A 19,906-nucleotide genomic window follows, 5' to 3' on the forward strand; every position below is an offset into this window, starting at 1 on the left:
CAAACTCTCCGTTGAAGACTCTCGAAACACCCCGAAAGGTGAATCAGAAATATCTAAACTAGAGTCCGAAAACCCAGCAAAACAATCGCCAGCCGGAAATTAGCTGACTAAAATGTCCGACCCTCCACACGGGGGGTGAAAAGGCCGGAACCAAAAAATATTTGGCACTGACATTCATCGACACACTATTGAGTTCTCAAAGAACACACGCACACACATCCGGGCCAGTCTCGACCGGACCTTCCGTGAGGCAACTTTCCCAGCCTAACCAAGCAACCAACCGAAGTCAAGACCATCGGCCGATCTGCGTCATACTGGGCTGACAGGCGCTCCTCGTACTACCTCGTTTCCCGGTCCTGCTCGGCGTTTCCGCTTCGCTTGGCTCCGGGTCGGAGTCCGTGTCGCTCTGACTTGGACTAAGTTACGCGGCGGATAACGCTACGTCAAATCGCCTGAACAACTTGGCGTTTCCGCAGGTCAACGGTGCGCGATCGGAGTGATCGGCGGCTTGAATCACACGGATGTGATTCAAGCCACCGCGACTGTCATGCACCTGCCCGAAGAACCCCCGCCAGGTTCTTCTTGCCGCGCCGCAGCACGAGCCAGCGTCCGTGCAGGTAGTCGGCCTCGGCAGGCGTCCATTCGATGTCGGAGATCTTCGCGTTGTTCACGGCGGCGCCACCCTCGTTCACCGCACGCCTGGCGGCGCCGCGGCTCTCGCACAGGCCGGTCGCGACGAGCAGATCCACAATGGTGTTCGATTCACCCGCCTTGATCTGCGCGACCTCACCGTCGACGGCGGCTTCGCGCAGGGCCGCGCCGAGCGTCGCCTCGTCGAGCTCACGCAGTTCACCTCGGCCGAACAGCGCCTGGCTGGCCAGTTGCACCGCATGGGTGTGGGCCTCGCCATGGACCAGGGTGGTCATCTCGGCGGCCAGCCTGCGCTGCGCCTCCCTGGCGTGCGGACGCTCGGCGGTCGCACGCTCGAGTTCGTCGAGTTCCTCGCGGGACAAGAAGGTGAACCAACGCAGGTAGCGCACCACGTCGGCGTCCGCCGTGTTCACGAAGTACTGGTACCAGGCGTACGGGCTGGTCATCTCGGGATCGAGCCACAGGCTGCCGCCGCCGGTGGACTTGCCGAACTTCTTGCCGTCCGCCGAGGTCACCAGCGGAACGGTCAAGGCGTGCACGGCCGCGCCGTCGACCCGGCGGTTGAGTTCGACGCCCGCGATGATGTTGCCCCACTGGTCGGAGCCGCCGACCTGCAGCGTGCAGCCGTAGTTGCGGCGCAGCTGCAGGTAGTCGTTGGCCTGCAGGAGCATGTAGCTGAACTCGGTGTAGGAGATGCCCTCGCCGTCCAGTCGTCGCTTGACGGTGTCGCGCGCCAGCATGACGTTCACCGAGAAGTGCTTGCCGATATCGCGCAGGAAGTCGACGGCGGACAGCGGCCCGGTCCAGTCCATGTTGTCGGCGATGACCGCTCCGGTCGGGGAGTCGTCCAGGTCGACGAAACGCTCGAGCTGGGAGCGGATCCGCTCGGCCCAGCTCGCGACGGTGTCGGCGGAGTTCATGGTCCGCTCGCCGACGTCGCGCGGGTCACCGATCAACCCGGTGGCGCCACCGGCCAGCACGATGGGTCGATGTCCGGCGCGCTGGAAACGCTTCAGCGCGAGCAACGGCACCAGATGGCCCGCGTGCAGGCTGGCCGCGGTGGGATCGAAGCCGGCGTAGAGGGTCAGCGGCCCGGCGGCCGCCGCCGCACGCAAGGCATCCAGGTCGGTGGACTGCGCGATCAGACCGCGCCAGGTCAGTTCGTCGATGATGTCGCCGCTCACGATGTCCTATCTTTCCGCACGAGGTTCGGGGCCACGTGTGCACCTCGGTCTCGGGCGCGCGGCGGTGTCGGTCGAATGATTTACATGCGAGCGGTCGAGGTGTCCGCCCGACCCGTTCGCGGAGACGGATCGCCGTCCGGTCTCGCCGCGTTCGGTGAACGAGCACAGGTGCGAGGTTCCGTGCCGCATCGGACCGCTACGCGGCGCTCGCCGCACTCGCGCGAGAGTTCGTGGTGGATGGCCGAGGCTCGCGGTCGAGACGGTCGTTCGACGACGAGCCCGGCAGAGTGATCGACGGTAGCGAGCACCTGGTGAGCGCACCGACCCAGAGCGCCCCAGGCGTCCACCGCGACGTATTACCCCGTAATGCGCATCGACGGTCGGTGGACCGGAGTCCACCGACCGTCCACTACGCGTGCACTCAGCGCGGCAGCATTTCCCGGACCGCGGCGATGCTGTCGCGGCGCTGGTAGGCGATCCAGGCGAACACGACGGCCAGCACCAGCGGGAACGGAGCCAGCGCGGGAGCGCCCAAGAGGAATGCCTGGGTGGCGGCCGCCAGCACCATGGTGACCGAAAGGCCGGAGGCGGCCAGTCCACTCAGCCGCGGCACGAGCAGACCTGCGCCGCCCGCGACCTCGACCAGGCCGGTGAGGTACCGGAACCAGTCGCCGAATCCGATCTCGTGGAAGATCCGCACCGCGTCGGACTGACCCACCAGTTTCGGCATGCCCGAGGCGACGATCAGGAACAGGCCGAGCAGGATCTGCAGGGTCCACAGGGTGCGGTTGAGCACCTTGCCGGGGCGGGCTACGGCGACGGTGCCGGTGGTGGTGATGGCGGTCATGGTTCTGTCCTTCGGGTCGGTGGCGCCGGGTTGGTGGCGCGTTCACCTGATAGGACGGGAACCTTCGCGAAAACTCATCGCGCCGCGGCGAAAAGTCTCGACGAGCCGTCAGACCGACTGCGCGGCGGACAAGGGAGCGCGCGGACTGCGCCGGTACACCGACACCGCCCGCGAACCCGGAAGCCAGAAACGCCACGGCACATCCGCCGCGCTGCTGACGCCGACCCGTGGGCCACTCGCGATCTCGGCGGCGTCGACGGGGCTGTCCAGTTCCAGCCGGATCGGCGACGACGGATCGAGCAGCGGAGTTCCGTAGTCGCTCAGAGTGATTCCCAGCGCACCGCCGAGATTGCCCGGGCCACGGGCCAAGTCGAGATCGGATCGGGCGCCGGGACGTCGCGCGCGCGCCGTCTCCAGTCCCGCGACGACCTCGCCGGAGCGGATGAGCGCGGCGCTGGCGATGCCGTCCGGTCCGCTCGTCACGTTGATGCAGGTGTGCATGCCGTAGCTGAGGTACACGTACAGCACACCGGCGGGGCCGAACATGACGCCGTTGCGCTTGGTCCGGCCGCGACCGGAATGCGATGCCGGATCCGGCCACGGCCCGGCCGGGTCTCCCCCGTAGGCCTCGACTTCGACGATCCGGACACCGACCGGGCCCGACCACAAGGTAGCCCCGAGCAGACGGCGGGCGGCGGCGGGAGGTTCGACGGCAAGTTCCTCGACATATTGGGCACACACAGCCGCCATTGTCCTCGACGGCGACAACGGAGGCGGGGCAGCGCAGCCGCTCGGCACGCGTACCGCCTCGGCACGAACGATCGCGACGAGGACATGACGGCGTGCCATGTGGCGTGAGCGCCGATGCGCACAGACCGACCCGACCCTCGACGACCGGCGGAAATCGTTGACCCGGCCGACCGGAGCAGACAGTGTGCGCATTCAGATATACGCGCTGTGCTCGCCGGACCGCAGTGTGAGCAAGTCGTCGGCGATCACGGCGGCGTACGCCACGATCACGATCGCGGCAAGTTGCGCCCAGGAGACCCAGTAGACGCCGATCGGGGTGGTGGCCGCCACCGCGAGCGCCGCGAGCAGGCGCGCCCAGGGACGCGTCAACCGCAGTGCCAGGCGGAAGAAGAACTGACCGAGGAAGTACAGCGCGACGCCGCCGGAGAGCGCGGCGGCCACGGCGACCGGGCTCGCCACGCCGCCCCGGGCGATGCTCATCTGGATACCCGCCGCGGCCACGATGACGCCGATCAGCAGTGGGTACAGGGCGTAGCCGTAGGCCAGTACGGCCGGCCGGGACCGTTCCCGGTCCGGCACCGCGGCCAGCGCGTGCTCGCCGCGCTCGTCGTCGACGCCGAAGTACGCCCACCACAGGACGTAGGCCAGGCAGAGGCCGAGGCCGACGGTGGCGATCAACTCCGGCGTGATCCGCTCTCCGGCCAGCCCGGCGCCGATGGCGACGAGGGATTCGCCGATCGCGACGATCACGACCAGCCCGTGCCGCTCGCAGAAATGACTGGCTCGGACCACGAAGTCGCCCGTGTCGACCAGATAGGGGCTGATCACCTGCACCGCGAACGCCGATATCCAGCAGGCGTACTGCACCCAGTCGTGCACGAACCCACCCGCCAGCACGAGGGCGGCGGCCAGGGCGTTGAGCGGGGCGATCCGGCGGATCGCGGTGGTCGCCGACGTGCCGCCCGCCGAGGCGAACAGCGCGGTATGCACGGCGGTGACCAGGACGTATCCGAACCCGAAGGCGATGCCGGTGCCGTGGAACGCGTCCGGGATGGCCAGAGCGAGGACGAAGAAGGCGAACATGCCGACCAGCAGCCAGGTCCGCCGGGCGGAACTGTTCGGCGCGACCTCGTTGGTGAGCCACACGTAACCGGAATACATCCACCAGATCACCCCGAACAGCAGCGCCACCTGCGCGAGTGCCTGCCAGCCTGGATGGTGTGTGTAGACGTGCGACAGCTGGGTGATGGTGAGAACGAAGACGAGATCGAAGAACAGCTCGAGCGTCGAGGCCCGTACCTGTCCGCCGTCAGCGGACAGGGCACTCTGGTTGGTCACGGCTGGAGCCTAGAACGGCGGAAGATCACCCGAGCGCGTCGGTGCCCATGGAAAGGCCCTTCAGCTTGTACGGGTTGACCTGGAACCGGAGGTTCTGGATTCGTCCGTCGACGATGTCGTAGGTGAACGCGGCCACCGGGGAGCCGCCGATGAATACGAGCGCGCCGAGTTCACCGTTGATGCAGGCGGATTCGAACACGAAGCCCGCGACGACCGGCTTGGCCAGCACGCCGAGGATCCAGCGGGCCACGTGATCGGGTCCGTACAACGGTCGGCGCGCCGCGGTGACCACGCCGCCGCCGTCCGACCACGACGTGACGTCCGGGGCGAGCAGATCCATCAGCGCGTTGAGATCGCCGCCGGAGCAGGCGGCCATGAATCGGGCGGTGACATGGTCGCGCTGCGCCTTGTCGGTGTCGAACCGCGGCCTGCGGGATTGCACGTGCTGCTTGGCGCGGTGCGCGATCTGCCGGATCGCGGGTTCCGGCCGGTCCAGGGTCTCGGCGATCTCGGCGTGCGTGTAGCCGAAGACCTCGCGAAGCAGGAAGACCGCGCGTTCGACAGGACTGAGCGTTTCGAGAACCACCAGCATCGCCGTGGAGACGGTGTCGGCCAAGTCGGTCTCCTCGGCGATGTTCGGTGCGGTGAGCAACGGCTCGGGCAGCCAGGGGCCCACGTAGTTCTCGCGGGTGGCCTTGGCCGAGGTGAGCCGGTTGAGCGACAGGTTGGTGACCGTGCGCACGAGGTAGGACTTGGGTTGCCGCACCGTCGACCGATCGGTGGCGTTCCACTTCAGCCAGGCGTCTTGGAGGACGTCCTCCGTATCGGTGACGGTCCCCAGCATCCGGTACGCGGTGGCGAACAGCAGACGTCGGTGTTCGAGAAACGGGTCCTGCTCGGTTGTCCGGTCGGTCATGGCTGAATTCTCCTGGTGGCTCGGCCACCTTTCGACAGCGCGACCGACACCGTCATCCGCTTGCTCAGCGCGAAGGTCGGTATCGGGCTGCTGCTGACGGTCTCCTTGTAGATGACCGCGGCGCGTCCGGCCAGGTAGCCGCGGCGCGGGCGGTCGTCGGCTTTGGTGAACTGGATGACCGCGTCCTTGCGGCCGAGGCTGACCGGCTGGTGGAAATACCCGAAGCGGAACGGCCGCACGCGCTTGCCGCGCAGTTGCCGCGCGATGACGTCGGCGGTGTAGGCGGCGGTAGGCATCCCGCTCTGGCAGGTGCCGTGGATCTGCCCCCACGCTTGACGGACCGCGGCGGCGTCGCCGATGGCGTGGACGGCCGGATGCGACACCGACCTCAGGGTCGGGTCGACCACGATCAGCCCGTGCGCGTCGGTCTCGATGCCCGCCCGCGCGGCCAGCGGTGACACGCGAACACCCGCCGTCCACAGCGTCAGGTCGGTGGGCACCAACTCGCCACCGGCCAGTTCGACGGCGTCGGGCAGCACCTTCACCACGGCCCGGCCGGTCTCGCGGGTGACGCCGAGGCGATCGAGCGCACGATGCAGGTACGCGCGGGCGTTCGTCCCCATCATGGCCCCGAGCTCGCCGGTGCTGATCAGGGTGACGCGCGCGCCGGGATGACTCTCGGCGATCTCGGCCGCCGCCTCGATGCCGGTGAGGCCGCCGCCGCAGACCGCGACGGCGCCGCCGCGCGCCGCGACCTCGGTGAGGCGCTCGGCGAACCGGTGTGCGGTGGCGGGGTTGTCGAGGGTCCACGCATGGTCTGCGGCGCCGGGCACGATGGTCGTGTCCGCGGTGCTGCCCAGGGCGTAGATCAATTCGTCGTAGGGAAGACGAGTCGTCTCGTCGACGGTCACCTCTTGGTTCACCGGATCGATGGCCGTGGCCCAGCCCTGGACGAAGGCGACCCCGGTGCCTTCCAGCAGTGCGGGAATCCGGTGGTCCGCGAGTTGCTGACCGGCGGCAACCTGATGCATGCGCAGACGCTCGGTGAATCGGGCCGAGGGGTTGACCAGCGTGATCCGGACGTCGAGCGCTCGGGTGCGCCGGGCCAGCCGCACGGCGGCGAGCATGCCGGTGTAGCCGCCGCCGAGGACGACGATGCGATGTTCGGTGTTCATGGCAGTGCTCCAATGGTCGGGTCACCGGGGCAGGAATGGCGGATGGTGACGACCATGGGACAAATGACCGGACCCGGACGTGACACCCCGGGCTGTGTTCTGGGTCACAGTACGCCAGCCGCTTCCGATCGGTGCGTGATCCCGCACCCGGAAAGTCCGGACGCGGGCATCAGGGGTGGACCGGGGGTGGAAATAGGGATGCTCCCGGATGCGTTGGGGCACTTGCCATTTCTACCGTCGGTCCATGCTTTCGGATTTCCGGCCGCGCAAGCGGCGGTGGTTGCTCATCGTTGTCGTCTGCGTCGCGGCGTTGCCGGTCCTCGTGGTCGGTGGGGTCGCCTGGGTCTACGCCCGAGCGGACGTGTCCACGGTCGGGAAGACGGAATTCCGGAACGAACTCGCCATTCCTCCGCTGGCGCCGTCGCGGGTGGGCGCCGACGGGACGCGCACGTTCGAACTCGACATGCGCGCCGGGCGAAGGGAATTCCAGCCCGGCCGGACTACGGAGACGTGGGGATTCAACGGCGACTACCTCGGGCCGACGCTGCGGGCGCGGCGCGGGGAGAACGTGGCCGTCACCGTGCGCAACACGTTGTCGGAGGCCTCCACCGTGCACTGGCACGGCATGCACCTGCCCGCGGCAATGGATGGCGGGCCGCACCAGATGGTGGCTCCCGGCGCGGCGTGGACGCCGCAGTGGACCATCGATCAACCGGCCGCGACGCTCTGGTATCACCCCCATCCGCACGGTGCGACCGAAAAGCACGTGCGCCGCGGACTGGCGGGTATGTTCCTGCTCGACGACGAGGTGTCCACCGCCTTGCCCCTCCCCTCCGACTACGGGGTGAACGATCTGCCGTTGATCGTCCAGGACGTGCGGTTCGACGGCGCGGCGTTCGACTCCGCGCATGCGATGTTCCGCGACGTCGGGTTTCTCGGCGATCGGACGATGGTCAACGGCACGCTGGCGCCGTACCGCGACGTCGGCGACGAACTCGTCCGGTTGCGTCTGCTCAACGCCTCGACCGCGCGGATCTATACCTTCGTCTTCGCCGACGGGCGGCCGTTCTCGCTCGTCGCGACCGACAGCGGGCTGATCGAAAGACCGAGCACCGTGGACCGGCTTCGGCTGTCACCGGGCGAGCGGGCGGAGATCGTGGTCCGGATGCGGCCGGGCGAGCGCACCGTGCTGCGCGGCGGCGAACTCGACGCCGGGCTGGATTTCTGGACTCAGCGGTTCTCCGGCGGCGACGACACTTTCGACATCCTCGAACTACGCGCGGCAAGCACGTTGCGGCCCGCGCCGGAACTCCCCGCGGTCCTGGCGTCTCCGACCACCCCGGACGGCGGTGATTCGGTGCTGGAACGGCATTTCGACCTGAACCTGGCCGGGATCAACGGCAGGCCGATGGCCATGGACCGCATCGATTTCGCGGTCACGCGCGGCACGGCGGAGACCTGGGTGGTGCGCAACAACGACGGCATGCCGCACAACTTCCACATCCACGACGTGCGATTCCGCGTGCTCGCGGTGGACGACGAGCCGCCGCCCCCGGCACTGACCGGCCCGAAGGACACCGTCTTCCTGCCGCCGAACAGCACGGTCCGGCTGGCGATGCGCTTCGACGGCCCGGCCGATCCGGACGCGCCGTACATGTACCACTGCCATCTGCTCTGGCACGAGGACCTCGGGATGATGGGCCAGTTCGTGGTCGTGAACCCGGGCCAGGCGGCGGGAACACCGCCGGTGCGGCACGGCCACTGATTCCGGGAAAAGCACTCTTGCCGGTCGAGCGCGAGCGCGCTAAATTCATCGTACAGTGAATTCAACACTCGATGAATTGAGGCGACCGTGTCGCAAGCCAGCCCCTCCCCCGCCGTCGAGGTACGAGATCTGCGGGTCCACCGCGGCGGCCGTGAAGTCCTGCACGACGTCTCGCTGACCATCCCGCGCGGCTCGATCACCGGGCTGCTCGGTCCGTCCGGATGCGGCAAGACGACGCTGATGCGCAGCATCGTCGGCACCCAGATCATCGAATCGGGTGAGGTCACCGCGCTCGGCCACCCGGCGGGCTCCCCGACGCTTCGCCATCTGATCGGGTATGTCACGCAGGCGCCCAGCATCTACAACGACATCAGCGTCCGGGAGAACGTCGCGTACTTCGCCGCGCTCTACGGCCGCGATCGCGCCGACGTGGACGACGCGATCACAGCGGTGGGCCTGGCCGATCACGCCCAGCAACGCGGCGACGAACTCTCGGGCGGCCAACTGACGCGGGCGTCGCTCGCGTGCGCGCTGGTCGCCCAGCCCGAACTGCTGGTGTTGGACGAACCGACCGTCGGCCTGGATCCCGTGCTGCGCGTCGAGTTGTGGAAGCAGTTCCACGAACTGGCCGCGAACGGGACGACACTGCTGGTCTCCAGTCATGTCATGGACGAGGCCGAGCACTGCGACCGGCTGCTGCTGATGCGCGACGGTCAGTTGCTGGCCCAGCTCAGCCCCGACGAACTGCGCGCGCAGACCGGCGAGCAGAACTTGGAAACCGCCTTCCTCACCCTTATCACGATGGGACAGAACGCATGACCGCCATCTCGGAAGCCGCGCCGAAGCGGACGCCGACGCTGCGCCCCTACGCCGCGACCACCGGCCGCATCCTGCGGCAACTGCGCAACGACCACCGCACCGTCGCCATGATCCTGGTGGTCCCCGCCCTGCTGATGGCGCTGCTGTATTTCATCTACAAGGACACTCCGACCAACCCGCTGAATCCGGTGCCGCTGTTCGACCGGGTCGGCATCAGCATGCTCGGCATCCTGCCGTTCATCGTGATGTTCCTGATCACCGCGATCGCCATGCAGCGGGAACGCACCTCGGGCACGTTGGAGCGACTGCTGTCGACGCCGCTGACGAAACTCGACCTGCTCGCCGGATACGGCACCGCGTTCTCGCTGGCCGCCGCCGCGCAGGCGATCGTCGCCTGCTTGGTCTCGTTCGGTTTGCTCGGACTGGGCTCGGCGGGCAGCCCCGCGTGGGTGGTGCTGATCGCCGTCGTCGACGCGGTGTGCGGGGTGGCGCTGGGTCTGCTGGCGAGCGCGTTCGCCCGCACCGAATTCCAGGCCGTACAGTTCATGCCGGTCGTGGTCGCCCCGCAGATCTTCTTGTGCGGCTTGCTCGTTCCCCGCGGCCAACTGCCCGATTGGCTGGAGGTGATCAGCAACGTGATGCCGTTGAGCTACGCGGTCGACGCGCTGCAACAGGTATCGACGCATCCGGAGGTCACCGGCCAGATGTGGCGCGATCTGGCCATCGTCGCCGGGTTCGCGATCGTCGCCCTGTGCCTCGGCGCGGCCACGCTACGACGGCGGACCGCGTGACGGCAGGCAACGGCGCCGAGCGTCCCGCTCGCACCGGCCGCCGACCCGGGCAATCGGGCGCCCGCGAGGCCATCCTCGCGGCCGCCCGCGCCCGGTTCGCGGATATCGGCTTCGACAAGACCTCCGTGCGCGCGGTCGCCACCGACGCCGGGGTCGATCCCGCTCTGGTGCATCACTACTTCGGCACCAAGCAACAGCTCTTCGCCGCGGTGGTGGAGTTGCCGGTGGATCCCGAGGCGACCTTGCGCGTCATCGAGGCCGCACCGCTGGACCGGTTGGGCGAGACCATTCTTCGCACGGTGGTCGCCGTGTGGGATTCGCCCGCGGGTCCCGGCGTGGTCGCGATGGTGCGCAGTGTCCTGGCCGGCAGTCACGATCCGTCCCTGGCCAGGGCGTTCCTCTTGGAGGTCGTGCTGGAACGCGTCCGCAGGCGGATCGCCACCCCGCAGGACGACGGCCGCGCCCGGATCAGCCTGGTCGCCTCGCAGATGATCGGCGTGCTGGTCGGCCGCAAGGTCATCGGAGTGGAACCGCTGGCCTCGATGTCCGCCGCCGACCTGGTCGCCGCCGTGGGCCCGACGCTGCAGCGCTATCTGACCGGTGACATCGGCCAGGAACCGGTGTCCCGGTGACCGCGACGAGGGGACGCCGGGGCCGTCACTCCACGACTTCGACGACGTCACCGGGCCACAGGTACTCGTAGAACGCCTTGGCACCCTCGTAGGTCATCCGGACGCAGCCGTGCGACTTCTTCTCGATCGGACCGACATGGAAGGCGATGTCGCCGTTGAAGAAGGTCGCGTACTCCATCGGAGCGTTGTGCATGGTGCTCCAGTGGAACTCCTTCTTGAACGAGACGTGGAAGACGCCGGGCGGCGTCTCGTATCCCGGCATGCCGTGCGAAATCGGCGTCGGGCCGTAGACCACCTTGCCGTCGTCCATCAGCCACGCCTCATTGGTGGACAGCCTCATGCACGCACGGGCCGCGGTGGAACACGGCGCCACGGCCGGAGGGGGCGGCGGAGGTGGAATGAGCGCGGGCAAACCGGGGATGTCCGGGCCACCCGGCCACAGTGGCTCGGCCTGCGCGGGCGTCGCCATGGCGAATCCCGCCGCCGCGACTGCGCAGGCCATCGCGCATCGAGCCGTCCAATTACGTAAACGCGAATCGCTCATGACGTTCCCGACCTCTCTCTCATACGCCACCTGTGCGCTGATCAGGTCGGTCGCAACGCCCCTGTGCTGGAGCGAGATGACCGTCTCGAAGTGCAAATGATCATGGCGGAGCCGGCTTCGAACGGTCAATGGACGCGAAACGACCGTGACGCATCCGTTGCCGCGCAGTGGGCGAGTCGTGAGAGAAAGGGGACGGCCGCGCGGAGGGTCAGGCGTCGCCCTGAGCGGTGAACGCTTCGTGCTCGGCGTCGGTGACGTCCCTGGCTTCGTCGACGAGCAGCACCGGGATGCCGTTCTCGATCGGGTATGCCCGCCGCAGGCGCGGGTTGTAGAGCAACGCGCTGTCGTCGGCGGCGCGGACCAGCCGCAGCGGGCCCTTGTCCTGCGGGCAGGCCAGCAGGCTCAGCAGTGTGGCGTCCAGGGTGGTGTGCTCAGGCATATCAGGAACCTACCTTCCGGCCGGGCCGGAACGAGAACCGTCCGCATCGGGGGCGGGCGTCCGGCGGAACGAGATGTGGCGATGACCGAAGAAGCTGGCGCCCGCCACCAGCGCCATCACCGCGATCGCCGACGGAATGCTCGGCAGGTGCAGCACCGAGACGCCCAATTGGAGCAGCACCATGTTCAGCACCAGTCCGCCGGAGTTCACCGCGACGAACGCGACGAAATCCCGCACCGTGCGCCCGCGCACCCGGAACACCAGGGTCCGGTGCAGGACGAACGCCACGAACACGCTGATCGAGTAGGCCAGGGCGGGCGCGAGCGCGGCGGGCGCCCGGTCGCCGAGTACCGCCAGCCACAGCACCGTCAGGGCCATGCCGAGACCCGTGTTCACCATGCCGACGATGGCGAACGCGATCTCTTGCCGACGCACCAGGCGCAGCAGCGGACCCGGGTCCGCGCTCTTGGCTCCGGAACCCGTCTCGGCCGTGACCCCCGCGGCATCGAAGCGCCGCGCGTCCGATGCAGGCGCGCCGACGTCGTCCGCCGCATCCGCGCTCATCGGGCGGCGTCGGCCAGGTGGGTTTCCGGCGTCACGGCCGCGTCGAGCGGGGACGGCTCGGCACCGGAACCTTCGTCGAGCCGCCGCCTGCCGCGCAGATACGCCCACTGCGACAGGCCGACGATGAGCAGGCCGAGCAGTGCCGCGGCGACGCCGATCCGCCACCCCGGCGGCTGCCACGACACGACCAGGTCACCGGAGCTGCCAGCCGGAAGATCCACGGCGACAAAGGTTTTCGCCACCAACGTGGAGGGTGTCTCGCGACCGTCGAGCGTCACGCGGTAACCGGGCCAGCCGAGCCGCGCGAAGACGATTCGGCCGCCCTCCGTGGAACTCACCCGCACCCGGCTGGTCGTGTCCGACTCCCCGACCGAGGTGGCAGTCACGCCCTGGGTGGCGGCGATCCGGCCGTCCCGCGCCGAGATCGAGCCGTCGGTGCGCTCCAGCACCGAGATGTACTTCTCGTGCCCGGGGTAGTCGACCCAGCGCCAGCCGGGCGGCGCGGGCTGGTCGCGCGCGTCCGGGTACAGAGCGCGATGCAGTACCACCCGGTCGACTTTCATCAGGTCGACGATGGTCCGGCCGGTGGTCGGCTCGGTCGCGAACGCGCGCCGGTAGGCATCGGGACAGACGCTGGTGTCCCAGCGCATGCACAACGTCTCGCCGAACCAGTAGTGCCCGTTGGGGGTGTATCCGCTGACGTAGGTCAGCTCGAGGTCTTTGGCGTAGTTGCCGAATACCAGCGATCCGTACGCGCCGGGCAGATTCCGTTCCTGCGGCGGGATGAGCATGCGGTCGCCGAGTTGCAATGTGGTGCCGGGGAAGTCGGGGAACGCGGCTTTCATCTCCGAGCGGTTCTCCGGCAGATTCCAGCCCATCGGCGTCGGTTGCGCGTCCCGCACCTGGACGTACGCGACGGGGAAGACCGAAACGACGATCAGCGCGCACGCCGCGGCCACGCCCCGGCTGCGCCCGAGCCATACCGCGACGGCGCCGAGCGCGGCCACCCCGAGCGCCGCGACGACGTGCCGGATCACCTCGTGCGGCGCGGCCGAGAAAGTGCGCACCCACAGCAGGCCGATCAGCACCGCGGCCGCTGTGCCACGCCGCCGCCAGTCCCGCACGGTCGCGAAACGGCCGAGCAGCACGCACACCAGCACCAGCAGGCCGAGCGCGATCATCGGCAACACCCGCGCGGGCCAGCGCAACGGTCCGACCGCGCCGGGACCGGCCGTCCACATCAGCGCCATCACCGCGAACAGCCCGGGCGCGACGAGCTCACGCGCCGCGCCGAGCGCCTTGCGCCAGTCGACGAACGCCAGCGCGGGAATCAGGAACCACGCGATGTAGACCACCGGCATCGGCTGCACGTAGCCCCACCAGGAACTGAACGCGGGCAGCGTGCTGGGCAGGCTGGCGTTCAGCGACTCCGACCACGGCACCGTCAGGAACTGGTCGTTGTTGATCTGCGCGGTGCCGCGCCAGGTCACCTTCGCCGACAGCATGCTCGGCAGGTAGGTGGCCAGTCCGGCCAGCGCCGCACCGGCGGCGACGGTGAGCAGACGCACCGACGGACGCCACGCCTTCTGGTACACGAGTTCGCCGATCGCGACCGCGACCACCATCAGCCCGGCCTCGACCGCCGGGAAGATGTACTGCACCGAGATGGCCAGATACAAGAAGACGAAGGTGGGAATCGGCCCGCTGCGCCCGCGGGCGTAGCGCACGCCGGAGGCCCAGGCGTGAGCCATCCAGGCGGTGCCGGTGAACGCGGTCATCCAGCTGGACTCGTCGAAGAACAGCAGCCATCCGGTGAACGGAATGGCGGCCCCCGCGACCGCCGCCCACGGCGCCTTCGCTCCGTAGGCCAGGCAGATCCGGTACACCCCGAGCGCCAGGATGATCGCGAAGATCAGTTTCACCACGGTGGCGTACAGCGCGAGGTTGTCGACCGAGGGCGCGATCAGATCGATCAGCAGTTGCGGCGGATTGAGCAGCCCGGCCTCTTCGATGGTGTAGTTGCCCGCCATCCAGTGCTCGGGGATCATGCCGGGCAATCGTCCCTCGCGCAGGTACCGGCCGAGCATCACCCACAGCGGCGCGTACTGCGATTCGGTGTCGTCGGTATAGAAATGCCGGACGTTGGCGAGTAGCACCGCACCGTATCCCGCGATGACCCCGAGCGCCGTGATGACGCCCCATGTGCAGACTTCGCGCGAAGGAAAGGTGCTACGTTCGGCCACGAGTTCCAGACCCTACCGTCACCGCGTTGCCGCTCCGGCAAGCCAGTACCGGGATGCCATTCGGTGACGCGTCATCCGGTCGCGTTCTCGGTCCGCGCCTCCGGCTTGCGGCGGAACGAAATGTAGCGATGGCCGAAGAAACTGACGACGGCGACCAGGCCCATCACCACGACGGCCGACGGAATCCGCGGCAGATGCAGCATCGAGACCGCCAGCGACAGCAGCACCGTGTTCATCAGCAGCCCACCGGAATTCACCACGACGAAGCCCGCGAAGTCGCGCAGCACCCGGCCGCGCACCCGGAACACGAGCGTCCGGTGCAGGACGAAAGCGACGACGATGCCGACGGCGTAGGCCAGCACGACCGCCACGGCGGGCGGCCACGCGTCACCCAGCACCGCCAGCCACACCACGGTCAGCGCGATCCCGAGCAGGGTGTTGCACGCGCCGACCAGCGCGAAGGCGACCTCCTGCCGCCGGACCACCCGCACCAGGAGTCCGGCCGCGGGCCCGTCGCCCACCGCGTCGGCGCCCACGGCGACCGGAGGCGGGTTCGTCGTCACGAAACGACGTCCGCCAACTGGCGATCCGGTTCGGCGGGCTCGGCGGCGGCGCTCTCCTCCGGCTCCTCGCGGCGCCGGGACCGGACGAACAGCCACTGCAGGACGCCGATGCCGAGCACACCCGCCACCACGGCGGCGATGCCGATCTTCCAGCCGGGCGGACGCCAGGTCAGCACCAGTTCGGCGTCCTGGGTGCCCGCGGGAACATCGACGGCGATGAAGGACTTGGCGACCGTCGTGATCGGAAGCGACTTGCCGTTCAACGTGACTCGGTACCCCGGCCAGCCCAGCCGAGCGAACACGACCCGGCCGCCTTCGGCCGAGGACACGCGCACCCGGCTGGTGGTGTCGGTCTCGGAGATCGATGTCGCGGTCGCTTTCTGGGTCGCCGTCACGCGGCCGTTCGTCGTCGAGATCGGTCCGCCGACGCGTTCCAGCACCGCGATGTAGCGCTCGTGCCCGGGATACTCGACCCACGTCCAGCCCTCGGGTGCGGGCTGGCCGGGCGCGTCCGGGAACAGCGCCCGCTGCACCACCACGCGGTCCAGGTTCATCAGATCGACCAACGGCCGCCCGGTGGTCGGCTCCGGCGCGAACATGCGCCGGTAGGCGTCCGGGCAGACACTGCCGTCCCAGCGCATGCACAGCAGCTCACCGAAGTAGAAATGGCCGCTGGGGGTGTACCCGTTGACGTAGTTCAACTCGAGTCCGCGGGCGTAGTTACCGAAGACGAGCGAGCCGTAGGCCGCCTCGATGCTCTTGTCCTGCGGCTGCAGCAGTCCACGGTCGCCCAGCTGGATGGTGTTGCCCGCGAAGTCCGGGAACGCGGCCATCGCCTCCGAACGCTTCGTCGGCAGATTCCACGACATCGGCGTGGGTTGCGCGGCATCGACCTGGAAATAGGCGATCGGGAACATCGCGACGATGGTCAGGGCGCACGCCGCCGCGGTGCCCTTGGCGCGCCCGAGCCACACCACCGCCGCCACCAGCGCCGCCAGCGCCAAGGCCGCGATGACGTGCCAGATGGCGTCGTGGGGGTCGGCGGAGAAGGAGCGCACCCACAGCAGCAGGATCAGCACGCCCGCCGCGATGCCGCGGTTCTTCGGATCGCGGAACGTCCCGAAACGCCCCAGCAGCACGCACACCAGGACCAGCAGCCCGATGGCCAGCATCGGCAGCACGCGTGCGGGCCAGCGCAGCGGCCCGACGGAACCGGGGCCCGCCGTCCACATCAGCATCATGATCGCGAAGATCGCGATCGCGCTGAGCTCCCGCCACGCCTCCTTGGCTCGCCGCCAGTCGACGAACGCCAGGGCGGGGATCAGGAACCAGGCGATGTATGTGACCGGCAGCGGCTGCACGTAACCCCACCACGACGTGAAGGCGGGCATCGAACTGGGCAGGCTGGCGTTCAGCGACTCCGACCACGGCACCGTCAGGAACTGGTCGTTGTTGATCTGCGCGGTGCCGCGCCAGGTCACCTTGGCCGACAGCATGCTCGGCAGGAAGGTCAGCAGGCCCGCGAGCCCGGCGCAGCCCGCCGCCAGCGTCAGCCGCAGCACCGGCTGCCACTTGCGCTGGTACACGAGCTCGCCCACGGCCACGGCCAGCAGCATCAGCACCGCTTCGACCGCGGGGAAGATGTACTGCGTCGAGATGGTCAGGTACAGGTAGACGAAAACCGGAACGGGCCCGCCTCGACCGCGCGTGTAGCGGACCGAGGCCGCCCAGGCGTGCACCATCCACGCTGTGCCGGTGAGCGCGGTCATCCAGCTGGCTTCGTCGAAGAACAGGAAGAAGCCTGACAGCGGCAGCGCGATACCCGCCACCGCCGACCAGGCGGGCCGCCCGCCGTAGACGAGGCAGACGCGGTACACGCCGAGCGCGGCGATGATCGAGAAGATCAGCTTCACGACGGTGGCGTACAGCGCGACGTTGTCCACCGAGGGCGCGATCAGATCGATCAGCAGTTGCGGCGGGTTGAACAGGCCCGCGTCGTCCATGGTGTTGTTGCCCGCCATCCAGTGCTCGGGCACCATGACCGGAAAATCGCCTGCGCGCAGCGCACGGCCGAGGCCGACCCACAACGAGGTGTACTGGGACTCGGTGTCGTCGGTGAAGAAATGCCGGGCGTTGGCGAGCAGGACAGCGAGGTAACCCGCGACCACTCCGAGCGCGGTGATGACCCCCCACCGGTAGACATCTCGCCGCGAATACGCGTCCGGCGGCGAGTCGAGCACTGCACTGTCCGTCACGAGTTCCAAACCCTACAGGGCGGCTCCCGGCTTGGCATCGGTCGCGGACGCCACCAAGATGAGGGCATGATCAGCTGCTCCGCTGGCCACCCGGCGCACCGTGCTAGAGTCCACACCGGTTCGGGCTCCGCAGTTCTGCCACGAGTACCGGCACGCACCGTCATCGAAAGTCGATCCAGCTGATGCCGATCCCACCCGCCCGCACACTCCGTTCCGGCGCCCCCGCGACGAACGGTGACCCGGCACGGCCCGGCGTGGACCGGCCGCACACGGTGTCGGTGGTCGTGCCGGTGTACCGGGGCGAGGACACGATCGCCGGTCTGGTCGCCGAACTGCACGATCTCACGCGCACCACCGAGACTCCCGGCGGTACCCCGTTCGTCGTCTCCGAGATCATCCTGGTGCACGACCACGGCCCGGACCGCTCCGACGTGGTGCTGCAAGAACTGCAACGGACCTATCCGACCGTGCGCACCGTCTGGCTCAGCCGCAACTTCGGCCAGGACGCTGCGACGATCGCCGGGATGTCGGCCGCGGCCGGTGACTGGATCGTCACCATGGACGAGGACGGCCAGCACGATCCCCGCTTCATCAGCACGTTCCTGGACACGGCGCTGGCGCAGCGCGCCGATCTGGTCTACTCCAAGCCGAGCAACACCAGGCCGCACGGCTTCCTGCGCAATCTGACCTCGCGCGGAGCCAAGCTGGTGCTCGCGACGCTGTTCGCGTTCCCGGATTCCACCCGGTTCGAGAGCTACCGGCTGATCCGCGGGGACATCGGCAGGCAACTGGCCGAGGTCGCGTCCAACGGCGTCTACCTGGACGTCGCGCTGACCTGGGTGGTCGGCGCCGTCGCGCAGGCGCCGGTGGTGCTGCGCGCCGAGGGCAGGGAGGAGTCCGGCTACAACTACCGCCGCCTGTTCTCGCTGTTCTGGAAGATGGTGCTGTGCAGCGGGACCCGCGGGTTGCGGCTGGTCAGCCTGCTCGGCGTCACCCTGGCGCTGGCCGGCGGCGTGATGGCCGCGGTCGTCGTGATCGAAGCGCTGACCACCGACGGCTGGGCGCCGGAAGGCTGGGCATCCACCATCGTGGTGCTGCTGCTGTGCTCCGGCGCCATCCTGTTCTCACTCGGACTCATCGCCGAGTACCTGGGCGTGGCGCTGCACATCCTGGTGGGCAAACCGCTCTATCTGACCGTCGAGACGCCGACACCGCGTCCGGCGGACACTTCGGAAATGACCGCGACCACCGCCAGCAGGGGGACCGACCGGGTTGAGCACTGACCGCGTCATCTTCAGCCGTCCGTACCGGGCGCGCCGGGAATTAGCGAATCTGGAGGCCGTGCTGGCCTCCGACCACAGCCACGGCGACGGACAGTTCACCGCGTCGGCCACCGCGAAGCTGAAGGCGATCACGGGCGCTCCACACGCCCTGCTCACCACCTCCTGCACATCCGCGCTGGAAATGGCGGGCCTGCTGCTGGAGTTGGGGCCCGACGACGAAGTGATCGTGCCCAGCTTCGCCTTCACCTCCACCGCCACCTCGATGGCGCTGCGTGGCGCCACGTGCGTCTTCGCCGACATCGATCCGGCCACCGGGAATCTGGACCCTGAGTCGGTGGCGGCCGTGGTCACCGAGCGGACGAAGGCCGTGGTGGTCATCCACTACGGTGGCGTCGCCGCCGACATGGCCGGACTGCTCGACCTGGCGAACACGCACGGCTTCGCCGTCGTGGAGGACAACGCGCACGGACTCGGCGGCACCTGGCGTGACCGGAAGCTCGGCACCATCGGCACGATGGGCACGCTGAGCTTCCACGACACCAAGAACGTGCACTGCGGTGAGGGCGGCGCGCTGCTGCTCACCGACGAAATCCTGATGGCGCGCGCCGAGATCATCCGGGAGAAGGGCACCGACCGGGCCCGGTTCCTGCGCGGCGCCGTGGACAAGTACTCCTGGCAGGACATCGGCTCCAGCTACCTGCCCAGCGAGCTGAACGCGGCCGTGCTCGACGCGCAGTTGGACGAGTTCGACACCATCCAGGCCGGACGCCACCGGGTGTGGGACGCCTACGCCGCCGCCCTGCCGGATTGGGCCGAGCGCAACGATGTCCGTCTGATGTCCGTGCCCGCCGATCGCGGGCACACCGCGCATCTGTACTACCTGCGGACCCCGAACGAGCGCCGCCGCGACGACCTGATCGCGCACCTCGCGGCGCGGGGTATCTCCGCACCGTTCCACTACATCCCATTGGATTCCAGCCCGGCCGGGTTCAAGCTCGGCCGCACGCCGCGGGCCTGCGCCCGCAGCGCGGAGTTCTCCGGAACCGTCGTGCGTCTGCCGCTCTGGCCGGATCTCACCGACGCGCAGGTGGCCCGCGTCGTGGACGCGGTCACCGCGTTCACCGTGTGAACCGGCCCGCACGCCGGT

18 protein-coding genes are annotated in these 19,906 nt (G+C 68.7%); 6 read left to right on the forward strand and 12 right to left on the reverse strand.

What is annotated here, in order from left to right:
* Nucleotides 1-545 precede the first annotated feature (545 nt).
* The 6 genes from tyrS to ACIHAX_RS22090 form a co-directional block, all read right to left on the reverse strand.
* Nucleotides 546-1,835 carry a tyrosine--tRNA ligase gene (tyrS, locus tag ACIHAX_RS22065; RefSeq protein WP_364430181.1) on the reverse strand — a complete coding sequence of 430 codons (1,290 nt, stop codon included), beginning with the start codon at nt 1,833-1,835 and terminating at the stop codon, nt 546-548.
* A gap of 421 nt (nt 1,836-2,256) precedes the next feature.
* The gene (locus ACIHAX_RS22070; RefSeq protein WP_364430184.1) at nt 2,257-2,682 is read right to left on the reverse strand and encodes a DoxX family protein; all 426 of its coding nucleotides are present in this window, start codon (nt 2,680-2,682) and stop codon (nt 2,257-2,259) included.
* 108 nt (nt 2,683-2,790) lie between these two features.
* Nucleotides 2,791-3,432: a DNA-3-methyladenine glycosylase gene (locus ACIHAX_RS22075; RefSeq protein WP_364430187.1), complete on the reverse strand. Its 642-nt coding sequence runs from the start codon at nt 3,430-3,432 to the stop codon at nt 2,791-2,793.
* Between the two features lie 192 nt (nt 3,433-3,624).
* A complete protein-coding gene (locus ACIHAX_RS22080) occupies nt 3,625-4,770 on the reverse strand; it encodes a low temperature requirement protein A (RefSeq protein WP_364430190.1) in 1,146 nt (381 codons plus the stop codon).
* A gap of 25 nt (nt 4,771-4,795) precedes the next feature.
* Nucleotides 4,796-5,686 (reverse strand): RNA polymerase sigma-70 factor, encoded by an 891-nt coding sequence (locus ACIHAX_RS22085; RefSeq protein ID WP_397279316.1) that lies wholly within the window; start codon nt 5,684-5,686, stop codon nt 4,796-4,798.
* On the reverse strand, nt 5,683-6,861 hold the full coding sequence (locus ACIHAX_RS22090) for an FAD-dependent oxidoreductase (RefSeq protein WP_356969058.1): 1,179 nt from the start codon (nt 6,859-6,861) through the stop codon (nt 5,683-5,685). The genes ACIHAX_RS22085 and ACIHAX_RS22090 overlap by 4 nt, the downstream gene beginning before the upstream one ends.
* Before the next feature lie 244 nt (nt 6,862-7,105).
* Between ACIHAX_RS22090 and ACIHAX_RS22095 the strand changes: the two genes are divergently transcribed.
* From ACIHAX_RS22095 to ACIHAX_RS22110, 4 genes are all read left to right on the forward strand, one after another.
* Entirely contained in the window at nt 7,106-8,626 is a 1,521-nt protein-coding gene (locus ACIHAX_RS22095; RefSeq protein WP_397279318.1) for a multicopper oxidase family protein, read from the forward strand.
* An 87-nt stretch (nt 8,627-8,713) separates the two neighbouring features.
* Nucleotides 8,714-9,445 (forward strand): ABC transporter ATP-binding protein, encoded by a 732-nt coding sequence (locus ACIHAX_RS22100; RefSeq protein ID WP_364430198.1) that lies wholly within the window; start codon nt 8,714-8,716, stop codon nt 9,443-9,445.
* Nucleotides 9,442-10,236: an ABC transporter permease gene (locus tag ACIHAX_RS22105; RefSeq protein ID WP_356969053.1), complete on the forward strand. Its 795-nt coding sequence runs from the start codon at nt 9,442-9,444 to the stop codon at nt 10,234-10,236. Before ACIHAX_RS22100 ends, ACIHAX_RS22105 begins: the two co-directional genes overlap by 4 nt.
* Nucleotides 10,233-10,868, forward strand: a complete 636-nt coding sequence (locus ACIHAX_RS22110; protein WP_355080819.1) for a TetR family transcriptional regulator — start codon at nt 10,233-10,235, stop codon at nt 10,866-10,868. Before ACIHAX_RS22105 ends, ACIHAX_RS22110 begins: the two co-directional genes overlap by 4 nt.
* Nucleotides 10,869-10,893: 25 nt before the next feature.
* Here the strand turns inward: ACIHAX_RS22110 and ACIHAX_RS22115 are convergent, their stop codons facing one another.
* From ACIHAX_RS22115 to ACIHAX_RS22140, 6 genes are all read right to left on the reverse strand, one after another.
* Nucleotides 10,894-11,412, reverse strand: a complete 519-nt coding sequence (locus tag ACIHAX_RS22115) for a L,D-transpeptidase (protein ID WP_355080817.1) — start codon at nt 11,410-11,412, stop codon at nt 10,894-10,896.
* A gap of 208 nt (nt 11,413-11,620) precedes the next feature.
* Nucleotides 11,621-11,851 (reverse strand): Trm112 family protein, encoded by a 231-nt coding sequence (locus ACIHAX_RS22120; protein ID WP_355080815.1) that lies wholly within the window; start codon nt 11,849-11,851, stop codon nt 11,621-11,623.
* Between the two features lie 9 nt (nt 11,852-11,860).
* Nucleotides 11,861-12,415, reverse strand: a complete 555-nt coding sequence (locus tag ACIHAX_RS22125; RefSeq protein WP_355080814.1) for a GtrA family protein — start codon at nt 12,413-12,415, stop codon at nt 11,861-11,863.
* Nucleotides 12,412-14,658: a hypothetical protein gene (locus tag ACIHAX_RS22130; protein WP_364430205.1), complete on the reverse strand. Its 2,247-nt coding sequence runs from the start codon at nt 14,656-14,658 to the stop codon at nt 12,412-12,414. Before ACIHAX_RS22130 ends, ACIHAX_RS22125 begins: the two co-directional genes overlap by 4 nt.
* Nucleotides 14,659-14,729: 71 nt before the next feature.
* The gene (locus tag ACIHAX_RS22135) at nt 14,730-15,221 is read right to left on the reverse strand and encodes a GtrA family protein (RefSeq protein ID WP_397279323.1); all 492 of its coding nucleotides are present in this window, start codon (nt 15,219-15,221) and stop codon (nt 14,730-14,732) included.
* Nucleotides 15,218-17,389 (reverse strand): hypothetical protein, encoded by a 2,172-nt coding sequence (locus tag ACIHAX_RS22140; RefSeq protein WP_364430622.1) that lies wholly within the window; start codon nt 17,387-17,389, stop codon nt 15,218-15,220. Before ACIHAX_RS22140 ends, ACIHAX_RS22135 begins: the two co-directional genes overlap by 4 nt.
* 269 nt (nt 17,390-17,658) lie before the next feature.
* On the opposite strand from ACIHAX_RS22140, the gene ACIHAX_RS22145 reads away from it, so the two are divergent.
* A complete protein-coding gene (locus ACIHAX_RS22145) occupies nt 17,659-18,759 on the forward strand; it encodes a glycosyltransferase family 2 protein (protein ID WP_355080809.1) in 1,101 nt (366 codons plus the stop codon).
* Nucleotides 18,749-19,888, forward strand: a complete 1,140-nt coding sequence (rffA, locus tag ACIHAX_RS22150; RefSeq protein ID WP_356969045.1) for a dTDP-4-amino-4,6-dideoxygalactose transaminase — start codon at nt 18,749-18,751, stop codon at nt 19,886-19,888. The genes ACIHAX_RS22145 and rffA overlap by 11 nt, the downstream gene beginning before the upstream one ends.
* Nucleotides 19,889-19,906 lie beyond the last annotated feature (18 nt).

The organism is Nocardia sp. NPDC051929, from assembly GCF_044548645.1.
Taxonomy (GTDB): domain Bacteria; phylum Actinomycetota; class Actinomycetes; order Mycobacteriales; family Mycobacteriaceae; genus Nocardia; species Nocardia sichangensis.

Coding starts and splice junctions, on each gene's coding strand:
- ACIHAX_RS22120 (WP_355080815.1), bottom strand. CDS start 11,851: ATGCCTGAGCACACCACCCTGGACGCCACACTGCTGAGCCTGCTGGCC.
- ACIHAX_RS22095 (WP_397279318.1), top strand. CDS start 7,106: ATGCTTTCGGATTTCCGGCCGCGCAAGCGGCGGTGGTTGCTCATCGTT.
- ACIHAX_RS22125 (WP_355080814.1), bottom strand. CDS start 12,415: ATGAGCGCGGATGCGGCGGACGACGTCGGCGCGCCTGCATCGGACGCG.
- ACIHAX_RS22085 (WP_397279316.1), bottom strand. CDS start 5,686: ATGACCGACCGGACAACCGAGCAGGACCCGTTTCTCGAACACCGACGT.
- ACIHAX_RS22105 (WP_356969053.1), top strand. CDS start 9,442: ATGACCGCCATCTCGGAAGCCGCGCCGAAGCGGACGCCGACGCTGCGC.
- ACIHAX_RS22070 (WP_364430184.1), bottom strand. CDS start 2,682: ATGACCGCCATCACCACCACCGGCACCGTCGCCGTAGCCCGCCCCGGC.
- ACIHAX_RS22115 (WP_355080817.1), bottom strand. CDS start 11,412: ATGAGCGATTCGCGTTTACGTAATTGGACGGCTCGATGCGCGATGGCC.
- ACIHAX_RS22075 (WP_364430187.1), bottom strand. CDS start 3,432: ATGGCGGCTGTGTGTGCCCAATATGTCGAGGAACTTGCCGTCGAACCT.
- ACIHAX_RS22090 (WP_356969058.1), bottom strand. CDS start 6,861: ATGAACACCGAACATCGCATCGTCGTCCTCGGCGGCGGCTACACCGGC.
- ACIHAX_RS22145 (WP_355080809.1), top strand. CDS start 17,659: ATGCCGATCCCACCCGCCCGCACACTCCGTTCCGGCGCCCCCGCGACG.